Source organism: Massilia timonae CCUG 45783 (assembly GCF_000315425.1).
Taxonomy (GTDB): domain Bacteria; phylum Pseudomonadota; class Gammaproteobacteria; order Burkholderiales; family Burkholderiaceae_D; genus Telluria; species Telluria timonae.
Map to the genome: position 1 here is coordinate 26405 of NZ_JH992926.1, position 13021 is coordinate 39425.

A 13021-nucleotide genomic window follows, 5' to 3' on the forward strand; every position below is an offset into this window, starting at 1 on the left:
AGGCCCCGCTCACTCTTGCGGATCGGGGCGCACGCGCGTGAGCTGGTAGTCGGCGGCGGAACGTTCGAGCGCCAGGCCCAGCACGTCCTTCAGCTCGTCCGGGCTCGCGCCCGCGTCCAGCTGGCGCTTGGCGAAGGTGTTGCGCAAGGTGCGCCCGCCGGAGCGCGACAAGTCCATGCCGGCCCGTTCGAAGGTGGCCCGCATCTGCATGTACACGGTTTTCCTGGTTATCCTGGCGCCGGTCAGGTTGGCCGGGAACACGAATTCGCCCGGGATCGCCATCGCTTCGCGTTCCTCCATCCACGCGCGCAGCTCGTCGGCGCCTTCGCGGGGGAGGGCGACCTCGTGTTCGTGGCTGGTGTCGTGCTTTTCCTCCGGGGTGATCGTCAGCACGATCGCCCCGTCGATCGACGCCTGGCGTCCGACTTCCGCGGTCAGGAGGCCGACCGCTTCCGATACCTTCAGTCCCGCCAGGGCGATGACGACCTGCATGGCGCGGTCGCGCCGGCGTTTCCAGCCATCGAATGGCGTGTTGCGACGCCGCCGCGGCGCTTCGGCCGGCAGCGCGGCGAAGAAGCGCTGCAGCTGGTCTTCCGACAGGGTGCGTCCGGCCTCGTCCTTCGCCATGTGGGCGCGGTCGATGCCGAGGATCGCCTCCTGCGCCGGATTGGGCAAGACCCCGAGGTGTTCGTAACAGCGTTCCAGCAGGCGCAGGTAGCGGTAGGCGATCTTGCTGTTCAGGATGCGCTTGCCCTTGACCGTGCGGCCGATGAAGCGCAGCAGGTCGGCCTTCGACACCCTGGAGAAGGTGAGTCCCTGTTCCTGCAGCCAGCCGGCCAGGTTGTTGAACATGAAGAGATAGATCTTTGCCGACTCGGCCGACAGCACCCGCAGCGTGCCGTCGGCGCGCTGGCGCCGGCCGGTTTCGGCAAAGGCCGTGGTCGATATGAATGCCTTGAAGGATTTGACCGGGTCGGCGTCCCATGAAGTGGCGGTGTGCATGGCAAGACGGGTTGGGTGGAGATGACGTCACCATATCATAAAACGTAACTAACCAACATAGGACAGTCACTCAGACGAATCAGCTAACGCTGACGACTACGGAAAAGTTAACACTACCCAACAAGGCTTGCAGGAAAGGAGGGACCTGTGGACGCTCCATGCGCAGAGAAGGCGGTTCTGACGCTCCTGAGATGGCGCCACGTGGGCGCCGTCAAGAAAAGGCGCGGATGTCGGCGGCCTTACGCACCGCTGGTCCGGCCTGTCACGATCGGGGCGACGCTCGCCTGGCGCGCCAGCGTCGCGCCCAGCACCGCGCCGAGGCCGAGACAACAGGCGATGCACAGGATGGCGACGGTGAAGGCGTCCGTGATCGCCGCCGGGTCGTCATGCACGCCGCGGACGGTGTAGAAGACGCCGCCGATCAGCGCCACGCTGAGCGCAGTGCCGACTTGCAGGGTCGAACTTGCGACGCCGGCGATCATCCCGGCATGGACGGGCGCCACGCGGCCGGTGATCATCCGCATCAGCGACGGCAGCGCCAGCCCCTGGCCGCAGCCGATGACGAAGAGCAGGGCGGCCAGCGTCGCCCCCGCCGGAGCGACACTTACCGGCGTCGCCGCCACCAGCGCGGCCAGGCCGACAAAGCCCGCTGTCAGCAATGCCATGCCGACCGGATTGAGCCACTCGCCCAGGAGGCGCCTGCCGAACGGCGTTGCCAGGGGCCCGAGCAGGTAGCCGAGGCCGAACGGCAGGAAGACCAGGCCGGCGTCCAGGACGCTCACGTGCAGCGCGTTCTGCAGATAGACCGAGAACAGCAGGAAAAAGGCGGCCAGTGCATAGAACAGTAAGGCGATCGCCAGCGCGCGTCGCATGCCCGGTGCGCGCAGCGCGGTGGGATCGACCAGCGGCGCGCCGCCTGCGCGGACGAGCGCGCTTTGGTAGCGCCAGAAGCACCATGCCAGCAAGGGCCCGGCGCACAGACACAGCCAGGACCACCAGGGCCAGCCCGCCTCCCGGCCTTCGATCAGCGGCACGATCAGGGCGCCCAGTGCGAGCACCGACAGCGCCGTGCCGCCCGGATCCAGCCGGCTCGAGCGCGGCGCCCGCGTTTCCTTCAGCAAGGGCAGGCCGAATGCCAGGACCAGGATCGCCACCGGCAGGTTGACGAGGAAGATCATGCGCCAGCCCATACCGAACAGGTCCAGTGCAATCAGGATGCCGCCCAGCGCCTGTCCGATAACGGAGGCCAGGCCGAACACGGCGCCGTACAGGCCGAGGGCGCGCGGCTTCTCGGCTTCCGGGAAGATCGCATGGACCGACGCGAGCGCCTGCGGCGCCATGATGGCGGCCGTCACCCCCTGCAAGGCGCGCCCGGCGATCAGCGCCGCCGGCGACCAGGCCAGGCCGCACAGCAGCGATGCGGCGGCGAAGCCGGCCAGCCCGAAGAGGAAGATCCGGCCACGGCCGAACAGATCGCCCAGGCGTCCGCCGCTGATCAGGGCGACCGCATACAGCGCGGCGTAGGATGAAATGACGAGCTGCTCGGCCGAGGCCGGGGCGCCCAGTTCGGACTGGATCGACGGCAGCGCCACGTTGACGATGAAAAAGTCCAGCGGCGGCAGGAAGGAACCGACCAGCAGGACGGCGAAGATCGCCCAGCGGCGCGGTTCGGGTAAGGTCGTGTGAGTCATCGGATCCCCCTTACGGAACCAATCGGTTCCAAAGTAGACAAAAAAAATTCAGTCGAGAAGACGCATGCCGGTGTCGACGATTGCGACCATCTCCGCTTCGGGAACGCCGGTCTTTCCCAGCACGCGCATGCCCTGGATCTGGCAGACAAGAAAATGGGCCAGCACCTGCGGGTCGCGTGGCGCGATCTCGCCGCTCGCCTGGCCGCGCGCGATCGCCTGCGCATACAGTTGCTGCAGGCGGCGGAACATGCGGCCGGTGCGTTCGGCGATGTCCGGGTCGTGCGTGCCGACCTCGGTGGCCATCGCCACGATCAGGCATCCGCGCCGCCCGGCATCGCCTGAGGAGAGATCAGCAAGGCGCATCAGCGAAGCGCGGATCGCTTCCCTGGCGGAGCCCTGGCGGGAGAGGAGGTCGGCGGTGGCTTGCAGCCCTTTGTCCATGTACAGGTCGAGCGCGGCCAGCAGCAAGCCCTTCTTGTCGCCGAACGCCTTGTACAGGCTGCCGCGCGACAGGCCCGTGCCCTCGATCAGGTCGGGCAGGGAAGCCCCTTCGTAACCCCGGTCCCAGAACACGTTCATCGCGTCGCGCGCGGCGACATCCAGTTCGAATTCGCGGGGGCGACCGAGGCCGCTATGATTTGTCATCGATAATCCTGAGGTGCTGGTCAATATGTGAACCGATCGGTTCCTATATTAGCACCGCGCGCAAGAAGAATGCAACCGTGGGAGCTGCACGGCTCAACGACGCTCAGAGCGCGCGCAAAACACCCATCGCCCCCGACATTTTTTCCGACAGCAGGGAGGTGTCGCTATGCGTCATGACCAGTTCCTGCGTGGCGCGGGTCATCGCCACATACAGCAGCCGCGCCTCGTCGCGGTCATCCTCGCCCTCCCTGGCCGGCGCGCCGATGCCGGGGATGCAGACGAGCGGGAATTCAAGCCCTTTGCTGCTGTGCATGGTGATCAGTTTCACGCTATCGTGTTCCGGGACAAACGAGCCCTTGCGATCCTGCTGCCACTGGAAGGGGATGCCCTTGTGCGCCAGGGCGTCGACGAGCAGCTTGCCGATGCCGTAGCGGCGGTAGACGACCGCCATGTCGTTCCATGGCATTCCCAGGCGATTGGCTTCGGCCAGGCGATCGGCCAGGAACGCGGCCTCGTCCTTCAGCGTCGGCAAGGTAATGAGCAGGGGCTTCGGGCCGCGGCGCCCGGCGCTCATCGGCAGCACGGTCGGGGCCTGGTCCTCCTCGGCATCGCTTGGCGCCAGCAGGTTGTCGGCGAAGGCGCGCGCCACCGCCAGGATCTCGGCCGTATTGCGGTAGTTCAGCTTCAGGATGGTGGTGCGGCCTTGCGCCTGGATGCCGACGCTGGAGAACGAAAACCGCGGTTTCTTGCGGTCGCCGTAGATCGACTGGGCATCGTCGTACAGCACCAGCAGCGAGTTCGAGTCCGGGTGGACCATCTGGACCACGAGCTTGAACCATTCCGGCTTGAAGTCGTGGCCCTCGTCGACCAGCACGGCGTCGTACTGCGCCGGCGGGATCAGCTTCTGGTCGACCGAGCGGATCACGCGTTCCACACAGGCCTCGAAGAAGGCGTTGGCATCGCCGTCATTGACCGGCTTGCCCGCGTGATAGGCGTCGAGCTGGCGCACGCACCAGGCATGGAAGGTGGCCACGTGGACCTTGTCCTGCAAGCCTTTCGCCGCCATCACGCTCGCGAGCTTGGTTGCCAGCGTCTTGTTATAGCACAGCACCAGGATCGGTCGCGTCGAGGATTTCGCCAGGTGTTCGGCCCGGTAACCAAGGATCAGCGTCTTGCCCGAACCGGCGACGCCGTGGATGACGCGGTGCCCTTCGCCCAGGCTGCGCGCCAGCTGCTCCTGCTGCAGGTCCATCACGCGCAGGACGTCGGGCAGTTCGACCGTCATCTGGCCCGGTTCGTCGAACGCATCCGGCTGGGGTGGAATACGCACCTCGGGAAAGATGTGCCAGCGGATGCGGTCGATCTGGGGCAACGTCAATTTCATCGTGAACTTGATGGGGAACATCTGCCACAGCCGCTGCTGGAAGGCTTCCGCGTCCACGGCTTCGGTCATCTCGTCCTGGCAGATGACGAGGTGGGCCGGCAGGACGCCGCCCAGCTCGGCCTTGTCGAACTGCTTGCGGCTGATATTGGTCAGCACCACGCCATGGCCATAGGGAAAGAACGGCTTCCCTTTCAGCGAGCCGCTCGGCCAGACCAATTGCGGGTCGCGTTCGAGCTTGTTGAGAACGGCGAACATGTACTGACGCGCCTGTTCCAGGGGATTCTGCACGTGCTTGATGCCGTCGCCCGCCAGGATCGCGACGGCCTGCTTGTCGATGCTGCGGATCGTGTCGAGGCGCCAGTCCTTGACTTCCAGCACCAGCAGACCGCGGTGTGGATGGAATACGACGAAATCGGGATGCTGGGTGCGATCGCCGATCGAGACGTCGTACCAGCACAGGTAATCGTCTTCCAGCTTGTCTTCGAGACGGGCCGCCAGGCGGCGCTCCCCTGGCGTCATGCGCGAGGCGCAGGCGCCGATCGAAGGTATCAGCGTTGCCATGTGCGCTCCTTGTTTCACTCAGAAAATCATTTTACCCGACGCCCCGACCACGAAAACTCGCCAATCTCCACCGCCTATTTCGTCCGGTCCAGCAAGCCACGCGCCTGCAACCACTCCTCGGCGCGCCGCGGCCACGCCGATGCGGTGCCCAGATTGGGCCGCATGCCCATCCCATGCTCGCCATGCTCGAACACATACATTTCGGCGGGCACCTTGGCGCGCGTGAGCGCCTGGTAGAACAGGATGCTGTTCTCGACCGGCACGGCGGCATCGGCCTGGGTATGGATCAGCAAGGTCGGCGGCGTGCGCGCCGTGACCTGGCGCGCGACCGACATCAGCTCCACGTCCGCCGCGCTCGGCGACGCTCCTAGCAGGGCGTTGCGCGAGCCCATGTGCGCCGCCGGTCCTTCGAGCGCGATCACCGGGTACATCAGCACCAGGAAGTCGGGCCGCGCGCTGACCGCGTCGAGCGGGGCGCCGGTGCGTCCGAGCGGATGGTCGAACAGGGTGCCCGCGCTGGCGGCGAGGTGGCCGCCGGCCGAGCTGCCCATCACGCCGATGCCCTCCGGCCGCAGCTTGTACTGGGCTGCCTGCGAGCGCACCAGGCGCACCGCGCGCAGCACGTCCTGCAGCGGCGCCGGATGGCCGAATTCCCGCATGCGGTACTTGAGCACGAAGGCGGTCACGCCCAGGCCCGCTAGCCAGCGCGCATACTGTTCGCCTTCGCGCTCGATGGCCAGGCGTTCGTAGCCGCCGCCGGGACAGATCACGACGGCGCTGCCGTTGGCGCGGTCGACCGCGGGAAGATAGACGGTGAGGGTGGGCTCGGAAACCCGGCTGATCCTGCCGTCGACATAGCGTTCCGGTTCCAGTCCGGCGCGGGCGCCGGGCACGCCCTCGGGCCAGAGCGGGATCGTGGCGGGCGCCGGTGGCCAGCCTTCCGCCGATGCAGGCGCGGCTGACAGCGCGGCCCCCGATGTGGATGCGGCCAGCATGGCGGCCCCGACCTGTTTCAACATGCGTCTCCGTGTCGTGTGCATGATTATCCTTGATTATTATTATCCTTATAGTAACCCAGTGACGGCTGAGCAAGCACTGGAATGAACCATCCGGCCAGAGGCGACGCAGCGCCTGCGTGTTAAAATACGCGCCTATCCTTGGCAGTAGCGGATCGAGCGAACTGAGACGCTCCACGAGAAATTCGGTACTGTAATAAGCGACCATGAGCCCTGTCCCGACAGGGCTTTGTATTTTTCCCACCGTATCTGGATTTTTCCATGGAAATTAAAGTCAACTTCCTCGACAAGCTTCGCCTGGAAGCCAAGTTCGACGATTTCACCGTCATCGCCGACCAGCCCATCCGTTACAAGGGCGATGGTTCGGCGCCGGGGCCTTTCGATTACTTCCTGGCCTCGTCCGCCCTGTGCGCCGCGTATTTCGTGAAGTTGTACTGCAATACCCGGAATATCCCGACCGAGAATATCCGCCTGTCGCAAAACAATATCGTCGACCCGGAAAACCGTTACCAGCAGATCTTCAAGATCCAGGTCGAGCTCCCGGCCGACATCTCCGACAAGGACCGCCAGGGCATCCTGCGCTCGATCGAGCGCTGCACGGTGAAGAAAGTCGTCCAGGCCGGCCCCGAATTCGTGATCGAGGAAGTGGCCAACCTGGACGCCGACGCCCAGGCCCTGCTGACCCTGCAGCCGGACGCGCAATCGCGTACCTACATCCCGGGCAAGGACCTGCCGCTGGAACAGACCATCGCCAATATGTCGGGCATGCTGGCCAGCTGGGGCATCAAGATCGAGATCGCGTCGTGGCGCAATATCGTGCCCAATGTATGGTCGCTGCATATCCGCGACGCGCATTCGCCGATGTGCTTCACCAACGGCAAGGGCGCGACCAAGGAAAGCGCGCTGGCGTCAGCCCTCGGCGAATACATCGAACGCCTGAACAACAACCACTTCTACGCCGGCGTGTTCTGGGGCGAGGACATCGCCAACGCCGACTTCGTGCATTATCCGAACGAGCGCTGGTTCAAGCCCGGCCCGGACGATGCGCTGCCGGAAGGGATCCTCGACGAATACAGCCTGTCGTTCTACGATCCCGATGGCGAATTGCGCGGCTCGCACCTGATCGACACCAATTCGGGCAATGTGGAGCGCGGCATCGTCGCGCTGCCCTTCGTGCGCCATTCGGACGGCGAGGTCGTGTACTTCCCGTCGAACCTGGTCGAGAACCTATATGCCAGCAATGGCATGAGCGCCGGTAACACGGTGGCCGAAGCGCAGGTGCAGTGCCTGTCCGAGATCTTCGAACGCGCCGTCAAGCGCGAGATCCTGGAAGGCGAGATGGCCTTGCCCGACGTGCCGCAAGAAGTGCTGGCCAAATACCCGGGCATCGTGGCCGGCATCAAGGGCCTGGAAGAGCAGGGCTTCCCGGTGCTGGTCAAGGATGCCTCGCTGGGCGGCCAATACCCGGTGATGTGCGTGACCCTGATGAACCCGCGCACCGGCGGCGTCTTCGCGTCCTTCGGCGCCCACCCGAATTTCGAGGTGGCGCTGGAACGCAGCCTGACCGAACTGCTGCAGGGCCGCAGCTTCGAAGGCCTGAACGACCTGCCGCGGCCGACCTTCGCCAGCGAAGCCGTGACCGAGCCGTATAACTTCGTCGAGCACTTCATCGATTCGAGCGGCGTGGTGTCGTGGCGCTTCTTCAGCGCCAAGTCGGATTACGATTTCGTCGAGTGGGACTTCAGCGCGCAGGGCGACAACGCCAACGCCGAGGAAGCCGCGACCCTGCTCGCCATTCTCGAAGAGATGGGCAAGGAAGTCTACACCGCCGTGTACGACCAGCTGGGCGCGGTGGCCTGCCGTATCCTGGTGCCCGATTATTCCGAGGTGTATCCGGTCGAAGACCTGATCTGGGATAACACGAATAAATCGCTGCTGTTCCGTTCCGACATCCTCAACCTGCACCGCCTGGACGACGACAGCCTGGCGGCCTTGCTCGAACGCCTGGAAAACAATGAGCTGGACGAGTATTCCGATATCGCCAGCCTGATCGGCATCGAGTTCGACGAGAACACCGACTGGGGCCAGCTGACGGTGCTCGAGCTGCGCCTGTTGATCAACCTCGCGCTGAAGCGTTTCGAGGACGCGCACGAACTGGTCGGCGCCTTCCTGCAGTACAACGACAACACCGTCGAGCGCGGCCTGTTTTACCAGGCGCTGAACGTGGTGCTCGAGGTGGTGCTGGACGACGAGATGGAACTCGACGACTACGTCGTCAACTTCCGCCGCATGTTCGGCGACACGCGGATGGATGCGGTGCTGGGCTCGGTCGACGGCAGCGTGCGCTTCCACGGCTTGAGCCCGACCAGCATGCAGCTCGAAGGGCTCGATCGCCACCGCCGCCTGATCGACAGCTACCGCAAGCTGCACGCGGCGCGCGCCAAGGCGGCGGCAGCCAAGTAAGGCCAGCATGATCCAGCCCCTGTCCGCAGGGGCTTTTTTTTGCCTTCAAGCCACTCCTTCGCTAGAATCGTCGTGTTCGCTTGCACGCTCCGGGGAGACGCCAGATGCGCGACGCAATCATCATCGGCGCCGGCCATAACGGCCTGGTCTGCGCCTGGTATCTGGCCCGCGCCGGCTTGAAGGTGACGCTGCTCGAGCGGCGCGGCGTCGTCGGCGGCGCCGCGGTCACCGAGGAATTCCATCCCGGCTTTCGCAACTCCGTGGCCGCCTACACCGTCTCGCTGCTCAACCCCAAGGTGATCCGCGACATGGAACTGGGCCGGCACGGCCTGCGCATCGTCGAACGACCGCTGTCCAACTTCCTCCCATTCGAGGATGGCCGCTACCTGAAGGTCGGCGCCGGGCGGACCGCTCTTGAAGTGGCCAGGTTCTCGCAGCGCGACGCCGCCCGCCTGGACGACTACCACCGGCACCTGGACGACGCGGCCGACCTGCTGCGCGAGCTGGTGCTGCAGACGCCGCCGAACCGCGTCGAGGGCGGCTGGCTCGCTGCGCTGCCCGAACTGCTCAAGGCCGGCCGCATCGGCAACCGCATGCGCAAGCTGTCTCTCGCAAGCCAGCGCGAGCTGCTGGACCTGTTCACCAAGTCGGCCGGCGACGTCCTGGACGGCTGGTTCGAGAGCGATCCGATCAAGGCCGCCTATGGTTTCGACAGCGTGGTGGGCAACTACGCCAGTCCCTACACCCCCGGGTCGGCCTATGTGCTGCTGCACCACGTGTTCGGCGAGGTCAATGGAAAAAAGGGGGCCTGGGGCCACGCGATCGGCGGCATGGGCGCCATCACCCAGGCGATGGCGAAGGCGGTGCAGTCCCTCGGCGTCGAGATCCGCACCGGCTGCGCGGTAGCCGAAGTCGTGGTGCGCAAGGGCCGCGCCACCGGCGTCGTCACCGGCGACGGCGAGCGGTTCGATGCGCGCGCCGTCGTGTCGAATCTCAATCCGCGCCTCCTGTACACCCGGCTGGTCGACCCTGGCGCGCTGCCGGCCGACTTCCTGCGTCGCATGGAAGGATGGCGCTGCGGTTCGGGCACCTTCCGCATGAACGTCGCGCTGTCCGAACTGCCGGACTTTCGCTGCCTGCCGGGCAAGGAGATGGCCGAACACCATGGCAGCGGCATCATCATCGCACCCAGCCTGCATTACATGGAGCGCGCCTACCACGACGCCCGCGCCGCGGGCTGGTCGCAGGCGCCGATCGTCGAACTCCTGATCCCGTCGACGCTCGACCCGACCCTGGCCCCGCCGGGGCAGCACGTGGCGAGCCTGTTCTGCCAGCACGTCGCGCCGAACCTCCCCGATGGCGCGAGCTGGGACGATCACCGCGAGCGGGTGGCCGACCTCATGATCGACACCGTCGACCGCCATGCGCCGAACTTCAGGCGCGCGGTGCTGGGCCGCCAGATCATGAGCCCGCTCGACCTGGAGCGCACCTTCGGCCTGGTCGGCGGCGACATCTTCCACGGCGCGCTGGGACTCGACCAGCTGTTCTCGGCGCGCCCGATGCTGGGCCATGCCGACTACCGCGGTCCCGTGCCCGGCCTGTACACCTGCGGGTCGGGCGCCCATCCCGGCGGCGGCGTGACCGGCGCGCCGGGCCACAACGCCGCGCGTGAGATCCTGCGCGACTTCAGGCAGCGGGCCGACTAGGCAGCTCAACCCAGGGCGCTTCGATCAACTTGGTGACTAAACCCGCCAGGCCGTTGTGCATGGTGGGTTGGAATCCTAATATATCACCGCAGTCGGCCGATCGGATTCTCTGAGGTAACCCTAGTCCGCTGCAGTCTCTTTGCTGGCTCGCCCGGTGCGAGCCAGCCCTTTTGAGATTCCCGATGGATGGCCGCGTGAGCTGAAATACTAGTCGATCACGCCGCTAGCAGCACGCATTCCACAATTATTATCAGGAGACACAATGAGTTTTCCATCCCCGCGCCGCCGCTCGGCGTTGACCGCGATCGCCCACGCCGCGGCCCTGCTGGCCGCCGGCGCCATGACCGCACAGGCCCAGGAGTCCGGCGCGCAGTCGTCGGAAGGCCTGCAAGTGGTGACGGTGACGGCGCAAAGCGCCCGCAGGCGATGCAGGACGTGCCGGTCGCGGTCAGCACCGTGGACGAGCGCGCGATCGAGAACCAGCAGATCGTCGGTTTCTCGGACCTGACCCGCGTGGCGCCGGCCCTGACCATCAACGAAAACCCCAACAACAACAATATCGCGCTGCGCGGCATCGGCACCTTCGCCTTCAGCATCGGCATCGAGTCGGCGGTCTCGGTGATCATCGACGACGTGCCCGTGATCCAGCAGTTGCAGGCGTTCTCGAACCTGAGCGACATCGCGCGCGTCGAGGTGCTGCGCGGCCCGCAGGGCACGCTGTTCGGCAAGAACTCGTCGGCCGGCGTCATCAATATCGTCACCAAGGAGTCGAGCGAGGAGCGCGAAGGCCATGCCCAGGTCACCGTGACCAGCGACGGCGAGAAGCGCCTGGAAACCGGCATCTCGGGCCCGGTCAGCGACAAGCTGGGGTATCGCCTGAACGCCTACACCGGCAACCGCGAGGGCGACGTCACCAACCTCGAGTCGGGCGCCAAGCTGAACGGCGAACGCAGCAAGGGCGCGCGCCTGCGCCTCGACTTCAAGCCCGCCACGAGCCTCGACGGCCGCCTGATCGCCGACTACAACAAGCGCCGCATCGAAGGCCCGGTGACGACCTTCCTGTCGGTGCCGCCCGGCGCCAGCCTGCGCGGCGTGGCGCCGATCGGCCCGGCCCTGGTCGGCGTCACGCCGGGCCCGGACAACCGCGACGTGCGCATGGACGATCCGGGCTTCGCCGAGCACGAGTCGCGCAGCATCGCCGGCACCGTGAACTGGAAGCTGGACAACCATACCATCACCTCGGTGACCACCTGGCAGGACTGGCAGTTCGACTTCCTGGCCGACTTCGACGGCACCAACCTCGACCAGCTCGGCCCGCAATCGAACGGCCGCTTCCACGGCGGCGTCACCGCCGGCGGCCCATACCGCTCGCGCATGTCGACCCAGGAGCTGCGCCTGACCTCGAACGGCGACGGCGCGCTTACTTATCTCGGCGGCCTGTATTACGCCGATTCGCGCACCGAGCGCAGCTATGTGCGCGGCCCGGTCTCGAACCTGGCCGACTGGGAGGCGCGCTCCGGCAACCAGACCGCCGCCGCCTTCGCCCAGGCCGAATACCGGATCACGCCCGCCACCCGGCTCAGCACCGGCCTGCGCTTCAACCGCGAAACGATCGAGGTCGACTTCACCAACCGCCTGCCGGCGGTGCCGGCCAGTTTCGACGGCCGCAGCCGTGACGACGCCACCACCGGCAAGGTCGCCCTGCAGCACGACCTGGCCAGGGACGTGATGGTCTACGGTTCCTTCGCCACCGGCTACAAGGGCGCCGGCTACGACGTCTCGACCGGCTTCAACGAGGCGCGCGTGCGGCTGCCGGTGGCGCCGGAGACGTCCGAATCGTGGGAGCTGGGCATGAAGAGCCGGTTCTTCCGCAACCGCCTGCAGCTCAACGCCACCGTGTTCCACACCGACTACGAGGACTTCCAGGCCCAGTCGCGCCGCCTCGATCCGCTCACCCAGGCGTATGAAAACGTCGTCACCAACGTCGGCGAACTGCGCACCCGCGGCCTGGAGCTGGAAGTGCAGGCCAAGCCGATCAACACGCTGCTGCTCGAAGCCTCGGTGGCCTGGGTCGACGCGACGATCAAGAAGTTCCCGAACACGAACTGCTATCCTGGCCAAACGGCCGCCGAGGGCTGCGTGCCGGTCGGCGGCGTGCCGTTGCAAGACCTGTCCGGCAAGCGCCTGTCGAACGCGCCGCGCACCAAGCTCAACCTGGGCGCGACCTACAACTTCGCCGTGGGGGAGAGCGGCTACAGCGGGATCGCCAACATCAATGGCCAGTACCAGTCGAGCGTGAACTACGACCTGGCCGCCAATCCGCTCGCCGAGCAGAAGGGCTATGGCACCGTCAACGGCAGCATCGCCTTCTTCAATCCCGCGCAGGACGTGAAGCTGACCTTCTACGTCAACAACCTGTTCGACAAGAGCTATGCCAGCTTCGTCGGCGACAATTACAACGTGTTCGGCAACGTCCACGTGCTGACCCAGACCTTGCCGCGCAACTCGGACCGTTACTTCGGCGTGCGCATGAAAGTCGATTTCTGAGATCCA

Annotated in this window: 8 protein-coding genes; 3 read left to right on the forward strand and 5 right to left on the reverse strand. The window is 65.9% G+C overall.

What is annotated here, in order from left to right:
• Positions 1–9: 9 nt before the first annotated feature.
• From HMPREF9710_RS22990 to HMPREF9710_RS23010, 5 genes are all read right to left on the reverse strand, one after another.
• Positions 10–1002, reverse strand: a complete 993-nt coding sequence (locus HMPREF9710_RS22990) for a site-specific integrase (RefSeq protein ID WP_005670425.1) — start codon at positions 1000–1002, stop codon at positions 10–12.
• 239 nt (positions 1003–1241) lie between these two features.
• Complete coding sequence (locus HMPREF9710_RS22995; protein WP_005670427.1) at positions 1242–2693, reverse strand: MFS transporter; 1452 nt, start codon at positions 2691–2693, stop codon at positions 1242–1244.
• A 48-nt stretch (positions 2694–2741) separates the two neighbouring features.
• Complete coding sequence (locus tag HMPREF9710_RS23000; protein ID WP_005670428.1) at positions 2742–3338, reverse strand: TetR/AcrR family transcriptional regulator; 597 nt, start codon at positions 3336–3338, stop codon at positions 2742–2744.
• A 103-nt stretch (positions 3339–3441) separates the two neighbouring features.
• Positions 3442–5283 carry a DEAD/DEAH box helicase gene (locus HMPREF9710_RS23005; RefSeq protein ID WP_005670431.1) on the reverse strand — a complete coding sequence of 614 codons (1842 nt, stop codon included), beginning with the start codon at positions 5281–5283 and terminating at the stop codon, positions 3442–3444.
• A 74-nt stretch (positions 5284–5357) separates the two neighbouring features.
• Positions 5358–6302 carry an alpha/beta hydrolase gene (locus HMPREF9710_RS23010; RefSeq protein ID WP_229409918.1) on the reverse strand — a complete coding sequence of 315 codons (945 nt, stop codon included), beginning with the start codon at positions 6300–6302 and terminating at the stop codon, positions 5358–5360.
• Positions 6303–6560: 258 nt separating this feature from the next.
• On the opposite strand from HMPREF9710_RS23010, the gene HMPREF9710_RS23015 reads away from it, so the two are divergent.
• The 3 genes from HMPREF9710_RS23015 (at position 6561) to HMPREF9710_RS23025 (ending at position 13015) form a co-directional block, all read left to right on the forward strand.
• The gene (locus tag HMPREF9710_RS23015; RefSeq protein WP_005670434.1) at positions 6561–8762 is read left to right on the forward strand and encodes an OsmC domain/YcaO domain-containing protein; all 2202 of its coding nucleotides are present in this window, start codon (positions 6561–6563) and stop codon (positions 8760–8762) included.
• Between the two features lie 104 nt (positions 8763–8866).
• Positions 8867–10468 carry a phytoene desaturase family protein gene (locus HMPREF9710_RS23020; protein WP_005670436.1) on the forward strand — a complete coding sequence of 534 codons (1602 nt, stop codon included), beginning with the start codon at positions 8867–8869 and terminating at the stop codon, positions 10466–10468.
• 426 nt (positions 10469–10894) lie between these two features.
• Positions 10895–13015: a TonB-dependent receptor gene (locus tag HMPREF9710_RS23025; protein WP_005670438.1), complete on the forward strand. Its 2121-nt coding sequence runs from the start codon at positions 10895–10897 to the stop codon at positions 13013–13015.
• Positions 13016–13021 lie beyond the last annotated feature (6 nt).